The sequence below is a fragment of the Paenibacillus sp. Y412MC10 genome (genome assembly GCF_000024685.1).
Classification (GTDB): Bacteria; Bacillota; Bacilli; order Paenibacillales; family Paenibacillaceae; genus Paenibacillus_AQ; species Paenibacillus_AQ lautus_A.
This window is the reverse complement of the sequence record NC_013406.1, coordinates 1225499-1248641: the sequence shown is the minus strand read 5'-3', so window position 1 is coordinate 1248641 and position 23143 is coordinate 1225499. Positions and strand designations below refer to the sequence as shown.

Annotated in this window: 11 protein-coding genes; all 11 read right to left on the bottom strand. The window is 37.4% G+C overall.

Annotated elements, in window-relative coordinates:
- Positions 1 to 48: 48 nt before the first annotated feature.
- The 11 genes from GYMC10_RS05240 to GYMC10_RS05190 all read right to left on the bottom strand — a co-directional run bounded on the left by GYMC10_RS05240 (position 49) and on the right by GYMC10_RS05190 (position 22447).
- On the bottom strand, positions 49 to 4599 hold the full coding sequence (locus GYMC10_RS05240; protein WP_012819191.1) for a hypothetical protein: 4551 nt from the start codon (positions 4597 to 4599) through the stop codon (positions 49 to 51).
- Between the two features lie 327 nt (positions 4600 to 4926).
- Positions 4927 to 5343: a hypothetical protein gene (locus tag GYMC10_RS05235; RefSeq protein ID WP_041621930.1), complete on the bottom strand. Its 417-nt coding sequence runs from the start codon at positions 5341 to 5343 to the stop codon at positions 4927 to 4929.
- Positions 5344 to 5435: 92 nt separating this feature from the next.
- Positions 5436 to 5801, bottom strand: coding sequence for an HNH endonuclease (locus GYMC10_RS05230; RefSeq protein WP_012819190.1), 366 nt, complete (start codon positions 5799 to 5801; stop codon positions 5436 to 5438).
- Between the two features lie 135 nt (positions 5802 to 5936).
- Entirely contained in the window at positions 5937 to 6266 is a 330-nt protein-coding gene (locus GYMC10_RS05225) for a nucleoside triphosphate pyrophosphohydrolase (RefSeq protein ID WP_012819189.1), read from the bottom strand.
- Positions 6267 to 6440: 174 nt separating this feature from the next.
- Positions 6441 to 9794 carry a DEAD/DEAH box helicase family protein gene (locus GYMC10_RS05220; RefSeq protein ID WP_012819188.1) on the bottom strand — a complete coding sequence of 1118 codons (3354 nt, stop codon included), beginning with the start codon at positions 9792 to 9794 and terminating at the stop codon, positions 6441 to 6443.
- Between the two features lie 31 nt (positions 9795 to 9825).
- Positions 9826 to 10980, bottom strand: coding sequence for a restriction endonuclease subunit S (locus GYMC10_RS31530; protein WP_012819187.1), 1155 nt, complete (start codon positions 10978 to 10980; stop codon positions 9826 to 9828).
- Complete coding sequence (locus tag GYMC10_RS05210) at positions 10973 to 12442, bottom strand: class I SAM-dependent DNA methyltransferase (protein WP_012819186.1); 1470 nt, start codon at positions 12440 to 12442, stop codon at positions 10973 to 10975. Before GYMC10_RS05210 ends, GYMC10_RS31530 begins: the two co-directional genes overlap by 8 nt.
- A 90-nt stretch (positions 12443 to 12532) precedes the next feature.
- Positions 12533 to 17812: a DEAD/DEAH box helicase gene (locus GYMC10_RS05205; RefSeq protein WP_012819185.1), complete on the bottom strand. Its 5280-nt coding sequence runs from the start codon at positions 17810 to 17812 to the stop codon at positions 12533 to 12535.
- The gene (locus GYMC10_RS05200) at positions 17805 to 18863 is read right to left on the bottom strand and encodes a hypothetical protein (RefSeq protein WP_012819184.1); all 1059 of its coding nucleotides are present in this window, start codon (positions 18861 to 18863) and stop codon (positions 17805 to 17807) included. The genes GYMC10_RS05205 and GYMC10_RS05200 overlap by 8 nt, the downstream gene beginning before the upstream one ends.
- Positions 18856 to 20829 (bottom strand): hypothetical protein, encoded by a 1974-nt coding sequence (locus tag GYMC10_RS05195; RefSeq protein WP_144374202.1) that lies wholly within the window; start codon positions 20827 to 20829, stop codon positions 18856 to 18858. The genes GYMC10_RS05200 and GYMC10_RS05195 overlap by 8 nt, the downstream gene beginning before the upstream one ends.
- Positions 20810 to 22447 (bottom strand): hypothetical protein, encoded by a 1638-nt coding sequence (locus GYMC10_RS05190; protein ID WP_012819182.1) that lies wholly within the window; start codon positions 22445 to 22447, stop codon positions 20810 to 20812. Before GYMC10_RS05190 ends, GYMC10_RS05195 begins: the two co-directional genes overlap by 20 nt.
- Positions 22448 to 23143: the final 696 nt, after the last annotated feature.

The following is a 23143-nucleotide window of genomic DNA, read 5'->3' as shown; positions in this document are numbered from 1 at the left end:
AATCGATGTAAAATCTAATGCTAAAGTGATTACGAATAAAATATCCTACTATCTTTCCATCATCTCCTGACTTAATCGTCTAACTGGTCCAATTTGCTTTTCAAACATTAAATCCCAGATATCAAGACATTCATTTGCTATTTTTCTTAGTTCATATCGCGTGGACCCAGAGACCTCATCATATAGTCCAATTACTAATTTAGATATTTCATCTTGTATTCCCCAGGCCCCTTCATATTTCCCAATTTCAGTTTTGGTTAAATGATAACCTATTGACAGTATAATATCTTTGTAATCAATTACTGACTTTGATTCCTCTTCGAGGTAATGTACAAAAGCGTGCAACGTTCTACGACTTATGTCTGAGCTCATAATTTCAATTAAAAAGTCTTTATCCCTCTCCAAGTCAATATGATTGTCATAAAATAATCTTGAAATTGGAATCTCTAAATCTAATGTACTAGTTTTAAATTGTAGTATAATGTTTTTTACTAACTCGTTATATTCCGGTTTATTAAAATATAAAATAGCCATTTGGAGAACTGCTTCTGCTTGCCTTTGACTCATAGAATTCACATTTTTCATTTCTTCAATGAATTCACTTTTAAGGATAAACATTTCTGATAAACAGTAAGCCCCCATTTTTATTAAATCCTCATCTTCGGACTCATAGCATTTTTTAATAATTTCTAATATACGTTGACGATACAGAGGATACAATATAAAAAATATATTTTTAGAACCATGGAAGCCCGCTAGTCTATAATCTTGTTCATAAAGATAAATAATCCTCTCAGATGTCCAATCTTTATCAATATTATATGAAGGCCATAATGCAAATAAACTTGCCAATCTGACTGCCGGATTTTCATCCAGTACCAGTTTTTCAATCGTATCTTTAAACTGTTCATAGAAACCAGTGTCTTTACTTAGCAAATGAGCAATTGCTTGTGCAGCTTTTCCTCTAACACAATTTATCGAATTACTTTGTAGTAGATCAAAGCTACGCATTTCTTTGTCCTCACTACTAGTCACATTTGGCTTGCCAATTTCCGGATTTTTATGATTAATCGCAATATCGTTAATAATATCTAGTACCTCTTGAGACCATCCCTTCTCTTCTCTTTTCTCAATTAGACTACAAATATAACCTGCCCTGTGAGAGTTATAGTTGTATAAGTATCTTAAAATCATTGCTTCCAATAATTCCATTGGTACATAACTCAAATTTTCACTATATACCACTCCACTAAATAACGAGTCAATGTATACATTCAATATGTTATTATGCGAAAGCACCAACTTTATCATTCTTGCTGGCTCTTTAGAAGCGGCATCTCTAAAACTACTTGAAAATTCTTCAATAGAACTTTCAACAAACCCACCGGGGACCTCTTTCCAACGGGACCGAGTTTTGTTTCTGATATTATTATTCGTTAATATATCTAACCAGTTTTTATTACTTAAATTTTTCCCTGCTATGGGGGAACTTACCCATCCACTATGTCCATTTGAGTACTTGTATAAAGTAGGCTCTTCAGAAAATTTTCTTCTCAAAATACATAGCAGTTCTTTAGCCTCATCACTCAATCTATTATATGGAAGTTCTTCTAGAATTTCCTTTTGCAGGTCCCCCCAAAAACTCCAATACACTGTGTAACCCTTTTTTTCTTTGTTTATATCAATTCTTCGCCGATATAAATCTTTAGCTTGCGGCGATACGTAGTTAATAACCGTTTTCTCTAATAAATCAAATGCATATTGGCTGCAATATTCAGAATGCTTTGCTAGAACTTGTTTGGCAAGTAACAATTCATCGCCATTACCACTTGTTTTTTCAAATAGGTTACTATTAAAGTTCGCACATAAATACTCAACTACTGCATCGCTGTATAAAGTCGGCAACTTATGCATAGAGTCCAATATGATCTCGTTAAATAATTCACTTCCTGTTCCCATATACTTCTTATATCGTTCCCAAAATATATTTGGATCGGATACGATCAACGCTGCATTCGCTTTTTTGATAATTTGGATGCATGTTCTTTCAAGACCTCTTTTGTGAAAGTACCTTCCAGACCACTCACTAAAGGACAACATCTCATCATTTTCAGTTGGAATATATGGTAATAACAGATTGACGACTTCCATACCTTTCTTAATAAATATTTCTGAATCTTCTTGCAAGAATTCCTCTTCATATCTGTAGATACTGTTAGAATTTCTTTTTAGTTTATTTTCTAATAGGAACGCAAAGACTCGTATGGTTCTTATTTCACAATTTTTAAGCATTGCCCTAAAGTCAAGATATGTATCAGTCATCTGTGGATACTTATGGTAAAATTTCATCCGTAATTCGAACATCGCATCAGTATCTTGATTTATATCATGTAAAAAGCATCGAGCAAATTTATTATCATCCTCTTGTGATTTAAATGCATGCTTTTCAATAAATGCCTCATCTATACTATCAAATTTTGGAGCTATGCTTATCATCAGATTAAATACGATATCTTTCTTCTCTGGTATCTTGAACCATTTGTCTAAAACACCACAATCTCTGAGTAGTCTAATATATTGCGGTCTGGAGTACACAACATTATTAATGATATGAGTTCCATATGGTTCCTTCTCACAATTTTCAACCACATAGTTCTGTATATGCTCGTCTAAAACTTCCAACTGATTTAATATTTCAAAAAAGACAAATTTTATACTATATCTGATTTTGTCTGAGTCAAGTATTTTTTGACCTGCATTTATAAAATCTTCGCTATCAAACTCAACTAAATTTTGCAGAAGCATTTGCACCTGATATCTTTTTCCTGGGGTTTGCCGTTCTTTATTTCCTATAACCTCAATTATTGCTCCTCTTTCAAAGTATTTTTTTAGCATCTTTTCAGCTAAAAAACAATCTAATATAGATTGATGAGCAAAAGATACCCTATTGTTCTGAATTACTAAAAAACCATTGGACGATAAAAAATCAAGGCATGACCTATTGACGCTCAATATATTCAAAGGGACACATATTCGACCTAATTCATCAAAACAACTAATTATTTTTTCTTTTGTTTCAATTATATCTCCCTCATTCAATCCAAACTCAAAACTCTTTCTTGCCAATTGCCCCCACCATTCAGATACCAAATGATTGGCAGTCGAGCATTCATTATATTCTTTATTATTTTCTAATCGATCCCAAATATAAAGATTACTTGGAATTCGGAGTATTTCCTTCAATTTACCTGTTAAGTTTTCATAACGAGTTCCAACAAGAACTCTCACTGTTTTATCATTCAATTCCCTTATATGGACCTTTTCCCACTGAATATCACTTCTATTATTATCACTTTTAAACAACGATTTAATATTATTATCATTTTCTAAGTCATACGTTCTACTTACAAAAACCACAGAAATTTTAAATTCTCTTTCAGAATTTAATCTTTCAACTTGGTTAATAATCTGAGCGCATACCAATAATGCATCTCTAGAATGTGCTTGGGTCCACCGTAACGCATCTAATTGATCTAAAATAATTACTGCTTTTTCAAATTTGGATATGCTGTGAATGCAATGAACTATAGATGCCGGTAGTCCTAAATCTCTACCCCATTTATCAGCAGTTCCACTCGGAATGCGCTTATCTAATTTGATAGCTAAGTATGGTATCGTTTTTTCTTTACAATAATTAACAATATCCTCAGTACAGCCGCTCTTTCCCCTTCCAGCTTTTCCATGAATTATTAAAGATGCCCCTGTATCAATTGCTTTTCTACAAATAGAAAATTCTTCTCTGTTAATCAACCCATTGTTTAATGGAATAAATACTGAACTGTATTCTAAATTCAATTCCTCCAACCTTGGAAGAATACGGTTATCAGAAGCAAGATTCTTTAATCTAATACCTCTTTCGCTAAGCAATTTATACAATACTGATTGGTTAATTGGTTTCCCTAAAATATCCCCATCCACTATCCAAGCAACCAATGTTTCATAAATATCTTCCTCTTTACCAATTAATAGATAACTTATTTTTGCTAAAATTATTTCTTTAAGTTCACTATCAGGAAACTGACGATAGAAAATTCTTCTTAAATAGGAAATACACTTTGATAACTCGGTATCTACCTCTGGATTAATATCCATCGATTTACAAAAGTTTCTGAAAAAAACTATGAATTCTTTGCTAGCATTAAGTATTTGATTATGATAAAACTCATTAGCATTGTCACTACTAGTCTTTGCTCTATTAATCAAATCTTCTAATAATGTAAAAGCTAGAGGAGATACAAGCGACACTGTAGTCGATTCATCTCTATCTAAATGAAATTTCCAATTCGAAAAGATTCCTCTTGCATTTGCTGTACCAAAATCCCAATACTCCTTACTCGAATTTCTCCCTTTACATTGCTGTCCCTCTCTACTACTGTCTTTGCCAATCCAGATGTCCACACCCCGCTCATCATCACCAAGAGCTTCTAAAGTAATATAGTCTAGTTTCTCATCCAATATTTCAAGGATTTTATATATGGCCCATCTAATTTCAAATCTATTGCCACTTTTATCAGCTCTTCCTCCTAATTCATATGGCATAATTAAAAACCTCCTGAGTTCATTCTATCCATCTTTTTGCTTTATTTTTAATACCAGATATAATAAGAACCTTAAATTCTAATTGCTTTACAAATGAATAAAGGGAGTCCTGCGTTTCTAAAGAGAAACGCAGGACGTATCTAAATTTTTTAGATTGTTGTGGAATTAGATGACTCAGGATTCGGCATTAGGCGAAACCTCGAATTCTTTCTAAATCACATAAAATAGCGTATTCTTGGGCAAGCACATTTAGAAAAGGAACAAGTTCTAGTACTAGCCTCTCTTCATTTACGATAGTACCTTCACGAAGCATCACACATAGTGGTCTTAGTGTGTACTCATGTTACTTCCATTAATACTACTTATATTTCTTCTGTCACTCAGTTTTTGCTCAACACTTTTAATTATGGATTCTAAGGAACCATTTCCATCAAGCTTTATATTTATATATTCCAGCGTCCCTTGATTTAATTTAATGCAATTTAAACAAAACAGTATAGCTTTATATACACCATCAATACTTTCAACACTCAAATAATGACGTGAATGAGTAGCAAAAAAATTTTGGGCTCCATCTATCCAATTTCTCATAATTTCGAAATTTTTAATGTCTGTCAAAATAATGTCGGAGATCTCTGACAAAGTAAAATCTGAAGTTTCAAACGCAGGCATTAAAGGCTTTTTTCTTTTGAATAAATTTTGAAAAAATGATTTTTGTTTTAATTTCTTATGTTCAAGTACCACAGGTATTAACCTGTTTTTAATCCATTGATATGAATATTCAGCATTCCATACAATGTTGTTTTTAAACTTTATACTATCTTCTTTATTATCAATTAAAAAAATGCTATATTTTCATCATATTTTTCTTCTAAATCCAGCTTTTCTTTAATCTCTAAAATCTTTGGAATCTGATTTTCTGTGATTAATAGTGTTCCAGCAATATTAATTGGTTTGGGTACGAGTTTTCCTTTCCTTCCAGTGTTACATGAAGAATGGGATGGTACCAAGTTTTTTAGACTGTTAAATTCGAAATCAACATCAAGCTTCAAGTCAGAAAGAATTTCTTTCTTTAAATCACTATCTAAATGACGCGGTATAAAATGATCAATGTGAAGCTCTCTCCAAGATACATCCTCATCACAGTAAAAGCATTTCTTTTGATACGCCTTCCAAATCCTTAAATTTGCTTCTATTATCATCGATCTCCTTTCTTTCCTTTTAGAGTAAAAATGTTTTGATCCAAGTTTAGAAGACGCCTACGCATTTTATAACACTAGATTTCTATTCTCATTACTATAAATTGTCTGTTAAGTTTTCTGTACATCAGTTTGACATTAAGCGTTGTCGTCGACATCGATTAAATACACCCGCTCCTGAAATCCGCCTCGAGCTTCCGCTTTCTTCTCTCTCAAGACCTCGAGCTCTTCCCATGTCGCCCCATGTACGACCGCCAACGCCCGGATAACCTCAAGCATATCTGCAAGTTCTTCCAACGACTCCTTTGAACTTTGAGCGGTAAAGTATTCCTCCGACTCTTCTTTGAGCTTTATGATCAATTCTTTCTTATACTCTTCCTCATCCAAGATCCGTGTGCGAAACGCTTTGCCTGTAGCTTCAATGACTTGGGGAATCAGATCCCGAACTAGCTTATTGTAAACCGGCATAGCTTCACATCCTTTACATGGTTAATGATGTATTCCTATTGTATCTTTCATCATAATTAAGAACTATCCCAATATCTATAGAAAAGAAAAAGGATGCCTCCAATAAATATGAGCCCTGCGAGCCCACGGGAAGCATCCTCAAATACTATAGCCATTGTATCACTCTAAGATCCATTAGGCCCCAGTTATTCGAACTGCATTCTCTTTGATCGAATTCACCGTATCCACCAGCTTCTTCTGTTTGGCTCCATCAAAAAGCTTGATGAAGCTTTGCGGCTTATCAAACGGCGGCTTCAGCAGCTCACTGACATGATCGATATATCCGTTTTGAGCGATGTAATCAATCACCTTCTTCACAAAGACGATCTGCATCTGATTCAGCGACTGATCATTGATAAAGTCCGAGAAAGCGTTCATCGCCGCTTCATGATCCAACTTGGCAACCTTTCGGACGAGGAGGCCGAAAGGCGTGTCTTGAAATTCACGCTTATAATCCTCGGCTGTTCCGAGTTCTCCTGTAAATATTTTTTCCAGACTCTCATAGTCAAGTGAAGTCAGCGGTATGTTGTTTCTCAGCTTGTGAATTGCTATGCTGTCTCTATTTTGCTCTATGTACCGGTTTACCTTCAGCTTATAGTTATCGAAATTATACGCCTGGTACATCTCCTTGCCTTCGCTGATCTCCACTACTTCATCTTTTAGATTCGTATATATGATCCCCTGTCCTGTGCTTTCATCCACCAGGAACTTCATCAAGGATCGTAATTCAACCCTCAGCTGTTCATAGGTGATCAGGTCTGCAGTTTCCCAAAATTCTTCAGCCGCGATTCGTTGAATGAAGGCAAGCTTGTCCTTGATCTGTGGAATGGTGGCACGCTTGGAAAGTCGAAAGCTAATATCCGTTAGCTGGTTTTTAAGCTTCTTCAACTGAGCGGTTTGTTCAATATGAGCAATCATCAGACCGTACATCAGGTTATCAAAGCGTTTTTCATGCTCATCCGTCTCGTTCATGTACACGAGTGGCGCCAAATGCTGGTTTAGCTCCTGCTTATTCGCATCCGAGAGGTACACAAACGCTTCTGCCTGCTTGTACTTCTCGACGTATTGCAGCTTCAGCTTGACGGACACCAGCTCGGTATTCAGCATTTGAATTTGCTCGGCCACCGTGTCAACCATCTCTGTACGAATAGCTTGAATTTCCTCTTCAGCAAATGAAGCATCCTGCATATGGTGAATGAGACTTATTCTTTTGGTGAAAATCGACTCACTCAAGCTCTTAGCCTCGTTACCAGCAAGGCCTTCCTGATGCTGACGGAAAAATTCGAAGTTCCCCAGATAATCAAAAATAACAAACCCGGTCTTATCTAGTCCCTCTCCAAATAGGTTCTTACGTAGTCTTGTTCCCCGGCCAATCATTTGCCAGAACTTCGTTTTAGACCGAATCCTCTTGAAAAATACAAGATTGAGGATTTCCGGAACGTCGATACCGGTATCCAGCATATCCACGGAAACGGCAATATATGGTTCTTTCTCCGGCGCTTTGAACTCGTCAATGATGGACTGGGCATAGGCATCCTCGGACACGATTCGTTTGGCAAAGCTGCCTCTGTACTGCGGGTACAGGGCGTTAAAGCGGTCCACAATATATTGCGCATGACGTTTGTTTTGGGCAAAGATAATCGTCTTGCCGAGACGGTCCCCACCTGCAACCTTCAGCCCCTTGGTCATCAGATCCTCAAGCACCATGTCGACGGTGAACTGGTTAAAAATGAACTCGTTCACCGCAGGTGAAGGAACATGTTCGGGCATTTCCCCATCTTCATCCGTGAAGTCTTCCTCATAGCGCTGTTTATCCTGATCCGAAAGCTCGTCGTAGGCAATGCCTTCCTCCAGAAACTTCGTTGTCACCTCAATATTTTGATACGGAACAAGCACATGATCGACTTCCACGGCCGTTTCGTAAGGATAGGCATAGGTTGGAACTCCGCTTTCCAGCTCAAAGAAATCATACGTATTCCGGTCCACATCCATTTTCGGCGTGGCGGTAAGTCCGACAACCATTGCGTCAAAGTATTCAAAGATCACCCGATATTTTTTGAAAATACTCCGGTGCGCTTCATCCACGATAATGAGATCAAAATGAGCGGGTGTAAACAACCGTTTGCCATCCTCGTTTTTCACGTCGTCGATGGCATTCAGCATCGTAGGATATGTGGAAAACACAATCCGTGCCGACTTGTTGTCTTTGTTACTAAGCAGATTGCAGAGCGACAGATCCGGCAAGTAATTTTTGAAGTCATTCTTGGCCTGCGTCACAAGCGCCGTCCGATCCGCTAGAAACAGTACATTGGTCACATACCCACCCCGGGACAGCACATCCGTCAAGCTGGAAGCCGTTCGGGTTTTACCTGTTCCGGTTGCCATCACAAGTAATGCTTTGCGGTGTCCCGTCTGAATACTATCGCAGATCGCCCGGATCGCTTCCTTCTGGTAATAACGATCGGTAATGCGATCATCAATCAGAACCTGGTCAAGCGGCTTGCGCTCCGTCCTCCGGTTCATCAGTTTCTCCAGATCGGCCTTGGAGAATATTCCGCTAACTTTACGCTGTGGCGCTGATAAGTCATCCCACAAATGCGTCTCGAACCCATTTGTCGTAAACATCATCGGCCGACGTCCGGTAGAACGCTCCAGACAATCCGCATACAGCTTCGCCTGCTGAGCACCAATTTTGGGGTCCCTGGATGTGCGTTTGGCCTCAATAATAGCTAGCGGCAGTCCGTCTTTTCCGTACAAGACATAGTCGGCGTAACCCTTTTGCTCCGGGTTCGGCATGCCTTGCAGTTCAACTTCCTCCTTCACATCTTCACCAAAGACCCATCCGAGAAGTTTTAGATCGACGTCGATATACTTCTTCCGGGTCTTGAACTCGCTAATATCCTCAGGTGTAAACTGCCGTTCTTCTTTATGAACCGACTTTTCTGCGGTTAGACGGTCGCTCATAGCAGCAATTTGAGCCCGCAGCGCTTCGATTTCGGAATCTTTCTGCTCGATCAGACTGTCTTTCTCTTTAATCCTTGCTTCATCCAGTATGACCTTCTTATCCGGAATCCGTTCCTCATGGAAAGTCCGCTCCTCATAGTTCGTGCCATAACAGTAATCAAGCCACTGGATGAATTCAAATAGAGAAGCTAAAGACAAAATGGCATCGCTTCGCTGAATCGCACGATCTGTATGTACTGCCAGATTACCAAGCTTGATGATATACGGTAGTTTCCCCCACGTCTGCGGCTCCATTGCGAATCGGAAGGAGGGTTCGTGAATAAGCGATTGTAGATTATCCTTATATGGCATAACAATGGTGTTATCCGCAGAATAAACCCATTTCACCGCAAGTTCAAAAGCCTTGCGGCTGCCCACCGCCGCCATAGCGGGAGAGGTGGACAGCACGCGTTCAGCTTCGATACAAGCACTCGCAAACAGTTTATATTCCGGTTGATCTTGCAGAAACTCAAAATTAGCAGGCATGTTGCTCACCTCTCATCTATGAGAAAATGTTTTAGTCATCGAAATACTGACTCATCAAGCTATCAAACAGCTGTTGTGTTTCGTCGATAGCTTGCTTGACCAGGGTTTTCTGCTCCTCGATTTTAGTAACGATGTCGGCGAACTGAATTTGGAGATCGAGGGGTGGGAGAGGAATTTCCAAATTTTTAATCATTCCAAGATTTAGATTTTTTTGACGAACCCCCCGTCTATTACTAAGAAAATGTGGCCGCATAATCCTAGCACAATCGTAGAGCCACTCAATATTAACAAGTTGCTCATTAATTTGAATATTTGCACATGCTTGGTTCGAGGCTGCATCATATGCTAATATTCCAAGTTTAAACGCTGCTGTATCATACATTCCTATAAGCAAACTTCCGGCCTTAAAGATTTTCGCTGAGCTCTGTTCTATTGCTAGTTGTGTTATTTTTTCATTCGAGTTTAATAGATATCGTTGATTTAACTCTCCCGCAGAAAACCAATTAATACTTCCTTTAAAGTACGAATTGTTACTCCGAGAGGGAGTTCCTCCACTATTTAACACTCCAATATTTCCAAATGTTGATAAGATCCATCCCTTCTCATTCGTTACCGGATCCCCAAACATTTCATAAAAAACAGACTTAATCAATTCATCTAGCTCGGATAACTGCTGTTTACGCATAGTTAGCAGCTCAGAGGCAGCATCCAAGGTTGCAGCAATTTGTTTTTGTACTTCTAATGGGGGAAGGGGGAACACAATATTCTCTACAATACTTTTCGAAATTTCTTTAAAAGTTGCTCCTCTACCAAGGCTATTAAGAAATTCTCCTTTCCCCTTTAAAAACCAAAAAAGATATTTGTTAAATACACTTTCTGAGCAAACTAAATTTTTAAAACCTTGGTTGCAATACATTTCTTTTCCAGTGATTGCAACCTTACCGATAGGAGCTCTTGAAGAAAGTAACACTGTACCAACAGGTAGTTTTTTCAAGCTCAATTCACTTATAGCCTTGTCAGTAATCTTTCTTTGGGTATCTCTAATAATTATTGTCGTGTCATTAAGTTCAGCGGGGGTTATCCATAGAATTTCTCCATCCCAGTATTCTTTAACTGAGGTTTTTGGTGTAGAGCCACCGATCACTTCACATACATCCCCCAACCTAACCTTCTCCCACTTATTCACCGATAAGCCCCCTTAACTCCTCCATTTTAGAGGCGATGCTAAGGTTCAACTCATCGAGACGATTCATAATAACGTCAGGCGCGTCATACTCCACCTTTTCATACACAACTTCTTTATAGCGATTAATTGATAGATCATAATCTTTCGCTACAATCACCGACTTCTCCACCAAGAAACTTTGCTCCGTTGGTTTGCGATCGGCTTCAGCATCAATGTTATGGAATCGGTTCAGGATGTCCGGAATGTCGTTCGCTTCGATTGGCGAACGCTTATCATCCAGGGAATATCCGTCCGCCTGCATGTCGTAGAACCATACTTTGTCTGTACCGCCTGCGTCGGTTTTCGTAAAAATAAGAATAGCAGTACTAACACCCGCATAAGGCTTGAACACGCCGCTCGGCATCGAAATGACCGCTTGAAGCTGATGGTTCTCAACGAGCTCTTTACGGAGAGATTTATGTGCTTTAGTCGTTCCGAACAAGACACCATCCGGTACGATACAAGCACAGCGGCCACCTTTCTGCAGAATTCTCAAGAACAGGGCAACAAATAAAAGCTCCGTCTTTTTCGTGTTGCAGATCGTCTTTAAGTTATCGTGAATACTCTCCGCATCTACGGTACCTGTAAACGGAGGATTCGCTAGAACAATATCGTATTCGGAAGCCGTTTCGTTCTGTTTCGATACACTGTCCACATAATCGATATTCGGCTGATTGATCGAATGCAACATGAGGTTCATAGCAGACAAGCGGAGCATCGTACGGTCGGTATCAAAACCTGAAAACATCTCTCCGGCAAAATGTTCCCACTGCTCACTGGTCATCTCGGCTTCATATTTCTCGCGAATGTATTCCGCTGAGGAGATGAGGAAACCTGCTGTTCCACAGGCAGGGTCGCATATTTTATCATCTGGGGTTGGGGCTAGAAGCCGAACCATCATATCCCGAATATGCTTTGGTGTTCTGAACTGACCGTTTTGACCCGACGTGGCCAGTTTGCCAAGCATATACTCGTACAGGTCACCCTGCATGTCCAAATCCTTGATATCATGCTCATAGAGTTCATCCAGACCTGTGATGATCTTTTGCAGCACTTGGGGTGTCGGAATAAGGAACATCGCGTCCTGCATATATCGTGAAAACGCGGTTTCATTAGTTCCGTTCAGATTTTTGATGTAAGGAAACACTTTGGTGCCCACGATATTAAAAATTTCGCGCGGATCCTTATTCTTAAACTTGCTCCAACGCATGCTCTGTCCTTCTTCATCTAATGGAAACACTTTAGGCATGGTTTCTCCGGTAAGTGCTTCCGTCATTTCACTCTCCAAATCCTTTTCATCCAGAGAGCGGATAAACATCAGGTAAGTAAGCTGCTCTATTACAGTGAGCGGGTTGCTGATTCCCCCTGCCCACATATCGGACCATATTTTATCGATTTTATTGCGTATTTCTCCTGTTAGCATAAGTTAGCTCCTCTTATATGTGTAGTTCATTGATACTAGTATCTCTAATTTACATTATAACTTAAATTTCACCGCATACAGACAACGAAACTATGCTTTTTTAGTCTTCATAGTTTCAAGTACCTTGTTACTACTCATGAGGCGATAGTATGCTTCCGGTAACGCTCTGTTGATCAATCGATCGGAGAGAGCAACTGCATCCTCAGGTATTTCTTTATAGTTATTGGGCCACATGGCAGGATAAACATACACCCGTTTTGAAATATCTCCGCTTTTTATTACGATGGTATTTTGTAATATTTCCGCTTTTGAACCATTCAGCTCTATCAATTCTTTTAGTGGTTTAAAAATATCAATCTGTTTCATTATCGAGTATCCGTTTTCTACTTTACCAAACTCACCATAACGAAGTAGCTGCAATGCAACCTGTCGATCAAGTCTGTTCTGTATTCGTTGATTCCAGAAATGATTTAAGCATTGATGACATGAAGAATTACATGAACATTCAAGAATTCCTTCCGCATAATTTAGTAGATCATTTACATTGTTCGCAAGTTCAGAACTGTAACCTGCTCCACTTGACAAGCTGTCAAACAAATAGATATCAACGTAAGTAGTTTCAGGCGAATAGCGTAGGCGGTAACCACTTTTAATTTCATTAAACTCTACATCTAATAACCTTCCTGCTGCAAGTACCAAGGCTTCAGCCAGTGTCATTGCAGCTGTCTTAATCCAAAGGTCATCAATGTTTGTATTAATCTTTCTGTTATCTAATGTAAACTCAAAAACAACCATATCTGTGTTGAAATTGTGACCTAGGACTACTTGTTCTATGTCATTGTGGTAGCATCTTTTTCTGGATCTTGGATGCTGATACGGCCTTGAAATTTGTTTCATATCCTCTTCACCTGAAACAGCCGCGCCACAATCCTTACATACCCTAAAGCCTTTTCCCTTTGGCCCTTTGTTCAAGACAATAAGTGTCTGATCTGCACGTCTGGCGACTTTTATATACCGATTATCGGTTGTATGCATATCATCTTGAGTAGGGGTTGCCGAATAACATGGAGCTTCTGCATAGGACACTTCATTTTCAGCTTCTGACTCCGGTATGCTTCTGGCATTAACAGGAGCAAACCCCCATGGCTTCAACATATGTTGGACGTCTATCTCATGCTGTCTGCAAAATGGACATTCGTTTCCTTCTGGTCTATTTATTCCGAACCACCCGCATGATTCATTCTTGCAATAGTACAAATGTTTGAAGTACTCTGCATTTTCGAAATAAGACCTGGCAGGTTTATCGTACTTACCCACTTGAAACTTAGAGTGAAAATTATATATGCCTCCAGACTTATACGTTTTTTTATTCACTACAAGCGTGCGTCCTGGAGCATATTCGCTGATTGCCATATCTAAGGCTCTCTCAGGCTTCTGATCAATATTCTTTCCTTCTTTATCCTCAATGTAAAACCCAACAACGTTTTTGGGAAAGGAATAAGTTGGAAGAACACTTTCTTCATACATTACATCTAATAAAGATTTCTGATCGCCCTTTTCATTAACATAATCTACTACTTTATGCTGTACTTTTATATAAATCGCATCCATATGTTGTTTTAAGGAACTCTTAATATCAACTAAATTTATTAATTTGCGATCAGGTAAGATAACATTCACTTCATTTTCTTTCTTATTATATCCCTCTAAAAACATGCAGAAATCTGAGTAGTATTGATTATAAAACGTCTCAATTCCGACCTTATCCATGCTTTCATGAATTTGTGAAGTATACTCAGTCAATATAATCATGTTGATATGTCTAAATATAAGCTTTGGATTCTTGACATCAATCCATGGTTTCCTTACTTCACCAGCTATGATTTCCTCTGGATGATTAAAATAAAAAGTATCGTGTGGCCCATTATCGGTATAAGTCACTATTGTGGATATCGCTGAACTTCTTCTCCCGGCTCGCCCTGCGCGTTGTTGATAATTTTCTCTCATAGGGGGAATATTTCTGAGTCCAACCGCTGTTAAAGATCCAATATCGATACCAACCTCCATGGTCGTTGTACAACTGAGTATATCAACCGGTGTATCATCATTGACTTGAACATCTTGAAATCTCATTTCGTAATCTTCTGTAGTAGACCACATTTTTTGACGTTGATCCTTGTGCGATAACTGAGCCGTATGTTCCTCAGTATTAATACTTGTTATCGGTTGAGGAGTTGATGATTCTATTATTTCAATTACGGGTTTTCTCCAAAAATCAAAGCGCCGGAAGTCTTCTTTTGTCATTTGAGCGACTTGCGAATCACCACAATGTGCACATTTCCCCCACAATGTACGAGCAAAAACCCCTGCACACTTTTTACAGTGGTACCATTCATGGCTATTGTTATAAGTGAGTGTTAGCATATTCATATTTAAATAACTGTTTTCGCTACCTTGTGGAGTAGCTGTATATTTAAGCAAACATTTATAAATAGTGTTTATTTCTTCAGGAGAATAGCCCTGTTCGATTAATACCCTAAGAATTCCTCCTGAAAGCTTCCCGTTCGCGGGAATTCCAAATCTTCCATAGCTAGTTGGCCTAGCATTTTCCCTGACTTCATCACTGATGGTATCACCTAATGCATAACTATCCTTCATAACAAAATTAGCCCAGGAAGCAAATATACTTTCGAATTCATCTACTGACAGATTAATATTATTATCGTCCAGTTCATCTAGAACCTCATCGATTTTATCTTCACTACAAGGTTTAATGTAACATAATCCAATATCACTTAATGAACGATAGCTACTACACATCAACTTTAATAATTGTTCATCATACAAACCTGGTGTAGTATTGAAATCAGCCTTTAAGGTTTCATAGTTCATTGCCTTATTTCTTCGTTCATTCCTACGCAGCTGTTCTCTTACTTTGTTCATATCGTTCACAAGACTCTTCTTCTGATCACCATAAAATAGATGTAAATTATGAGTAACAGCAACTTCCAAAAAAGCTACATACAATATGTTCATTGTAGGTTGCCGATTTTGAGCAGCGGCCCATTTTTCAAGATTCTGAACTGCGATTACCATTGCTTTTCTTGCCGCAACATCATCTGCAGCTCTAGTTAAATCTTTCGCCAGTCCCGCCGCTCTTTGCCTACTATCTGAAAACAATAAAACTTTTCGTCCAGCATTAGGCAGTTTCCTTATTAGATCATTGTCAAAAATGGTAGGTGGTTGAATACTTAGTTGTTCAGAGACCAAATTATAAAAAGATTCGTTCCCCTTCGTTACAAAATCCGAAGGGTTCAATTTTGCCTTACTGCACTTTGGACATGAATCGAAAGTGAGTTTCCCTGGTTTTCCCTTTAATTCCTTCGGATTATAGGCCACATGCAGAAACCCTTGTTTATTCGCATAAGAATCATCAATAAAGAGTCTTCCTGTAGGTGCGTGTAACCAACCCACTTTTGTTTCCTTTGTGGTTTTCTTATAATTTTCCTCCGAAATAATATAGAAATGAACCTCTTTGCAATTTTCATCATAAAGTTCTCCAATTGAGTTCCACACAAACTCTCTTGCATTAAAAGGTTCTTGATACATATAACCTTTAAGAAACAATGCTCCGCATCTTCGATCATTCAATAACTCATATACCTTACTTCCGCAGCTATCACACGTATCTCTTACACTACCGAAATATAGTTTTCCAATTCTAAATTCATCATTAGGATGAGCTCCAGAACAATCAGGATTACTACATGCATAGATTCCTTGTAGTCCTCTAAACATCATGTGTAATCGAGCCGGAAATAAGACTTGCCCCTCTTTGTTCTTAGCCAAAGGAGCAACTGCGAGCAATGTTTCAGTACACTTCCTAGCCGTTTCTTCGTTGATTCCTGGATAAGTAATTTTAGATAATTCCTCATAAGATATTGCTTTACCTCTGGAAGCATCTAAAATCGAAATCATTGGTCTGCATCTTCCTAGAAAAGTGTATAACCATTGCTGTGCGTCTTCATAACTGTTTATTTTTACTCGCCCGGTTTTAGCAAATGCTTCGGCAAATTGATTGACGGCCAGTTGCTTACTGTCCTGATCCCCAAGGAATGGAGCTGTATCGATTTGGGCAAGTTTTTCAGGATCCAAGTCTATGGTGCCAAATCTATCCACTTCCTGTTGCTCTCCATAAATAATATCAAATGTGGAGTTTGCAGTATCCTGAGCAGTCAAGCTATTTGAGAATTCTAATATAAACTTTTCTCCTTCAGAAGGAACGCTTGCACTTGTAAGAATAAATCGAACTTTATTTCTTGTAACCCCCAGCTTATGTAATAATCTTCGAATTAGTAATGCGACCTCTCCACCAGATGCTCCTCTGTACATATGTGCTTCATCGATTACAATAAGTAATTGATTATCATCCGCTTCGTTAAGCCAATTGCTCGTCTGAGTCCAAATAGACTGTTCAATGGGTCTAATAAGCATATACTCCAACATAGAATAGTTTGTGATGAGGATATCCGGACATAATTGTTGCATCTCTTGTCTGGTTATTAATTCAGCATCGTAATCATGTGTTATATGTTTTCCTTGTCTAAGACCATTGATATATTCTTCAAGGTTGTATTTCGCAGGATATTTTCCGATTTTACTTAGTTTTTGTTTAGTCTCTTCATCCTTATTCAACAAACTCTGAAATAATGTACTAGCTAATTCTTTATCTTCATCTTCGTTTATATTTCCGGGGTAGGGGGTTCGACCTGTATACATGCCAAATTGAGGAATACGTAGCCCCCTATTTCCCGTCTCCTGATAGAATACTTCACGAAAGCAACCTCGCTCATCACCAATCATCCTACGCAGACGCCCAACCTGATCTGATACTAGCGCATTCATAGGATACAACATAAGAGCCCTTACCCCTCTGTGCTGCCATGTTTCAGGGGATGTAGCAGCTTCGTTTACAATCTTGCTAATCATAGGCCACATAAAACATTCGGTTTTACCTGAACCTGTTCCTGTTGTTATAAATAGGTCTCGTCCATTATAAAAACTTTCGAGTGCTTTGACTTGATGAAGAAATGGATGGGGGAATACACCCAGCTTTTTTTTAGACATTTCATCCAAAAAGTGCTTAACCTTATCCGGGATGACTTTACTATTTTTGATTCCATTCTCAACCACTTTATAGGCAGGATTCGCCTCAATATATGGCTTTTGAAATAACACCCCTTCCTTTTCTATAATTTCATTGCATGCTTGCAGCAAGAATTTGTTTTCCCCTAAGTATTGAGCCCGAATATAATCAATAAATTTCTTTTTCAACGCATTATGGGTTTCATATACGCTATATTTATCCATGAATCTTTTCCTCCAGTTTGATATTCAGATTTCTCAATACCTGAGCAATAAATCCCCAAACTGAACCATGAAATAACAGTCTGTATTTATCATGTATATGACGAACCGGCCATCCTAACAACATCAACAAGTTTTCTTCCTGAGAAGGTAATGCATTATACAAATGAAGCTCCACAAAGTTTTCTTGCCTATATCGAATAAATGCGGCCTTAACTGGATTACTAGCTTCATATCTTAATGCGTACATATATCTCCTAACTTCAAACCCATCTACCAGATATTCGCTAACTTGGCTTATATACATTTCTCCATCTACGCATTTGATAAACCCAAAATTCTTATTACCTTTCGAATACATTGGGTGTCGGTATAAAGAAAGCTCTAATCCATTTCCTATGAATTTATAATCCCAGCTATTCGAAAAACTCATAGAGCTATGTTTATTATAGATTTGAAAGGGGGACTCATCATTCCACTTTGTCCATTTCAATGCACTTATTATTTCATTCATAATGACACTCGCTGTGCTGCTTTGTAATCCATAGAATTGAAATAAATCTTGATTTGACAAAGCTCCTCTACTGTAAGAAGTTTTCATTTGGGCAAGCCCTATAGCTGTCAGCAGTTCTTGATTTTGAATCCCTCTAATGAGGCTATTATTCTTATTAATTGGACAAATTTCGAAATGAGGAAGTGATAGATCCGTATTATATCCAACTTCCACCAGCTCACCACTCATACATAATCTGTCCCGAACTGTTTCAACAGGATGAGATTCTGTGTCCGAAGGATAGAACCAAGTGCGGGCAGCTGGATAAATTCCCAACATTTCATCAAGAAAAGGTCGACATCTGTTCAGTATATGAATTTTACTAACACCAATTTTACTTTTGTCGGGATTTAAGATGTTTTCATCTACTGTCGAATACCTAACCCATATTCCTAAACCCGAGTAGATAATCCGTGATATAAACTGATAATCCGGTTCATTGTTAAACCTAATTATCTTGAGATCCCTGGCTATATGGTTTATGATCGGATAACTACTCACTATAATTCTCCTCAATATGGGAGCATAAGATTTTATAAGTCTCAGCGCTGAACCCTTGTTGTTCTACATACTGATTTAATTCAGTAGTTCTACCAGTCCTACTACACAACATAGATAATGAAAATACCAGCATATTGTACAGAGCTTGAGGTGACTCAAGAGAGTCAATCACACTCATTATCTCTGCCCATTTTATTCTGGTTGATAGCGGCAAACTATACACAGAATTGAATTTTTTTAATGTTTTTAAGTTAGCTTCTACCGAGCTTTCTTCGAAAGATTTCTTGAAAACGGCTTCAACTACATTTGTTCTAATGAGTTCCCCAGGTTTTTTTACATATTGGATAATTGAATCCACATCAATTGGGACCAAATAATTCAAAATACTACTAGGTAATAATGTGATAGGCTCCGATGATTCCATAGAGAATAAGATCAGCCGATCGTTATTTTGTTTTAATAATGGTAAATAGACTAACTCTGATACGTTATCTATTACATTCTCAATTAAAATCACTCTATTGCTTGAACTCTTAACTAGATGAATTAACTCATTACTATCAACATATCCAGGAGGGAGGGATATAATATCTGGAGTTGCCCCTGCTAAAAGCTGAGATAAAGCATTCGCTATTTTTCTACCATTAAATCCAATAAATAATGGACTCATACCGCAAACAACAATTGCATATAAATATCTTGAAAAATCTTTAGCATATAAATTTTGGACACCAGAAATGCTTAAATTATCAGATAAATCCTCGATAAAATCGAGACGCTCCACTGTTTCTTCGTCTGCATCCATTTGATTTCCAAATAAATAGTAAACACTTTGATTAGATGGAACTGCTTCTACCGATTGAACTCCAATTTTATATAACAGATCCTTAAAATCGGAAAACAATGTGCCACCCTTCATCTGTAAAGACTCTATAATTTTCTCCAAGTCATTTTTTTGAAGTATAAATTTTTCAATTTCTAATCTCAAAATCTCCCTATCCCGGATTAAACTATCAATTGAGTGTTGAATTGCTACCTTTTTTTCGAAAAGAGCCGCATTTGAAGCATTCCATTTCGACTCTATTAATGGTAAAAATTCTTCTTCCTTCTGATTTACTAAAAGTGTCAATTCAGAAACTTTTCTTTTATCTGATTTATTTTGCACTTCCATTTGTGTGATTTTGGATTCCAGTTCGCTTATGAAGTTGGTAAGATTCTTTTTTTCCTTTATCATATCCTCCATATGTCTCTTGTATTTAAACTCCATTGCATCAACCTGAACGGAGTTAACATATAGAATTTCATCATATTCCTTTTTGTTATGCTCTATCTGTTCTACAAGTTCCTTTATTTTCATCTCTTTCTCTTTTAACTCACCTTTAAAACTACTTTTCAATTCCTTTATTTCTTGTTCATATCTTTCAACCGATTCATTTTCAATTTCAATTCTCAATTCTTTGCGCTGTACTAGGAATTGTAATTCATTATCCACATATTGGAGCTGCTCCCTTGTCAAGGTTATATTAAAAAACTTAAAATACACTATAATATGTTCAACTTTTTCGTAATTATTATTAACTAAAATATCAACTAGATTTATAAAACCATCTATATCATTATTTTGTATTTTCTCTCTAAGCGATTTAGCAGGCTCTATTCTCCTTGAAATTATTCTATCCATTTTGAGCATATAATTTTTCAATAAGCTATTAAGATGAAGAGCCAAGGCCAGATTATTCTCAATAAATATACTTTTATAATAGATCTCCTGAAATCGTTTTAGCGGTAGTTTATCAGGACGAAACCCCTTCAAGTATTTTCTGAATTTTTTCTCATTGCTTCTTATTTCTTCCGATAGCTTACTAGTAGGGAATAATGAAACAATAAAATCAAACTCTTCCTTTGAATATTTACTTTTTAATTCATTTACTACCTCGAGTTGATCATTAGCTGATAAACTCATCATCAATCCCATCTTTCATTTGATTTGACATTACTTTTAATACCCTTAGCCCTTCAACTGGAATTCGATTTAACATTAAATAATATTTCAGCAAACCTCTTAGCTTGGAGTTTGGTTGAAGTTGAATTGTTAATTTTTTAATCCAATATGGCGGACTTACATAAGGCCCATTGAGTCTTGTCAACATATTGTGGATAATTCTCTCATCAACTAAAGTCTTATTACTATCCGAAGTTTTATTGAATCTAAGTAATTTGTGATGCCGGCCCCCACTTATCTCAATAATTTCATCATTCTGTGCCAGATTATTAATAACAAGCGGGGTGGAGTCATTTAATTTATACTGTGTAAATATGCCACCGTGGCTATGTAAAATACTACATCTACTCTCTGAGAAGATTCTAATTGTTTTTTCTACAGGAAGAATTCTGTTTTTTTGAACATCTAAATCCTTATTATTATGGTCATGAACCCTAATGGAATTACGGTAAGATTTGATATTTCCCGAATTCTTCTGCAACATTGTGTAATTTTCATGAATAGCTAATGCTAACCCAGATGAAGGAACATGTATTTCTAATAATTGTGTATTTTCATAGATTACCTTGCTTGATAACCTCGTAGAAGTAGCACCAAAGTAAGAAGACACAACAGTATCATTTTTAGAATCTTTTAGTAAGAAAAAATTGTTGTAATTTCGTAAACAGCCAATATGATTATCATTTAGTACTGTTGGTGGCCATATTGGCACTATAGAAGCGGATTTAGAAACCAAACTAACTTTAAAACGAACTCGACATAATTTAATTAATCTCCAAAATTGTTGATCATTCTGGGGGGTGAAGTTTATTTTATAAATATTGAGTTCTTCTAGCTTTGCACCGTTAAATATTATAATCGTCCCGCAAAAAAAGTGGCTAATTGATTCATTACCAAGAAGTAGATGCTCATTCTTACATAAATATAAATACTCTGTTCCTGTTGTAATTTCGTCATTGACCCTAATTTTTCTTCCACCGTATTCGTTATAAGTAAATAGAGCTCCATCGCTTAAAATACCTTCTACGAAACCGCCCCATTGTTCTTTCAATTGGGATTCATATTTTAAATTAGAACACTGAATTGTATATTTAGTAGCAATAAAATCCACTTTTAATAGTGTAGTAGATTCAGGAAGGAAATTAGATTGATCAATTAAGTAATTATTTTCTCTTTTTATGCCATGCACCATTTCAAATTGCCTTATATTTATTTTCGCATGCTCCTTCTCAATATTATGTAGTAATGTATAACCCAGCTTATAAAAACCAATACAAAGCTCATACTGATTCTCACTATAGGTCCGGAGATACATAGGAAGGCCCAGCTTCTCGTGAATAGAAGTATAAGATGATTGTGAATTAACTCTTCTTTCACAATCTTTTGTTGTTTCGTTTTGCTTAGCATGCTTAAAGTGAGGCTTTACATTGTTACCTCTTACAAATGCTACGTACTCTCCACATTCTGGACAAACGAATCTTTCAGTCCCTGTACCTATAGATGTGTGGAATAAAATCTTTGCATAACTCGCAGTAATTGTACGGACTTTGCCTATTTCATAATAATCTATTGCAGTTTCCATTAACTCACCTCCTAAGACGAAGATTGATATCAGAACGAATGAAACTTATGCTCCGGTAATTCGTATATTTTTTTCTTAAATCACCAACCAACTATTCCGTCCCCGCCAATATCCATGCCCTTTTTAAAGGAACCACAGCCTTAATTCAAGAGCATCATAAATTTTCTAGCAACTCATGAATAATTGCTTTCTGATCCCACAGCCCTACATTAAAAAACTGTGATGCGATTTCCTTGTCCACTGAGGTTTTAAAACCGCTCCAAGAAACCAAAAGCCCATGACTGGCCTTAAAGTTGTGCACGTCCCAATTAGCTGTAGTGTCGGTAACGACAGAGAATCCGATGTCTTACCTGATCGCAAATTTTAGGTTCATTGAACCCCAAATGTTCAGGTGGGGCCCTAATACCCAATTTATCGGAGGGCGCATCGAGCAAAAGGCCTCGCTTGTATGGCATAAATAATTTTAAACCCATCTGAACAATTTATCGGCCATAGTTCAATTCTCCTGTATATATAATCACTATGCTATTTACACACTTCGACAATATTTACCTATATCCTTCCATAGAACTAAAAAACTTTCATAAAAAGGCATCGACCTATCATGTCTATGCTATTACTCCTCCCTCTTGATTCTATATGCCCTATTTCGTCTGGCAAATTCTCCTCACTTAAGAGGAAATGATTGATTTTCTT

Bases quoted from the DNA above. Each gene is read 5' to 3' on its own strand.
- GYMC10_RS05230 (WP_012819190.1), bottom strand. From the start codon at position 5,801: ATGATAATAGAAGCAAATTTAAGGATTTGGAAGGCGTATCAAAAGAAA.
- GYMC10_RS05225 (WP_012819189.1), bottom strand. From the start codon at position 6,266: ATGCCGGTTTACAATAAGCTAGTTCGGGATCTGATTCCCCAAGTCATT.
- GYMC10_RS05195 (WP_144374202.1), bottom strand. From the start codon at position 20,829: ATGATGAGTTTATCAGCTAATGATCAACTCGAGGTAGTAAATGAATTA.
- GYMC10_RS05210 (WP_012819186.1), bottom strand. From the start codon at position 12,442: ATGCTAACAGGAGAAATACGCAATAAAATCGATAAAATATGGTCCGAT.
- GYMC10_RS05205 (WP_012819185.1), bottom strand. From the start codon at position 17,812: ATGGATAAATATAGCGTATATGAAACCCATAATGCGTTGAAAAAGAAA.
- GYMC10_RS05220 (WP_012819188.1), bottom strand. From the start codon at position 9,794: ATGCCTGCTAATTTTGAGTTTCTGCAAGATCAACCGGAATATAAACTG.
- GYMC10_RS05190 (WP_012819182.1), bottom strand. From the start codon at position 22,447: ATGGAAACTGCAATAGATTATTATGAAATAGGCAAAGTCCGTACAATT.
- GYMC10_RS05240 (WP_012819191.1), bottom strand. From the start codon at position 4,599: ATGCCATATGAATTAGGAGGAAGAGCTGATAAAAGTGGCAATAGATTT.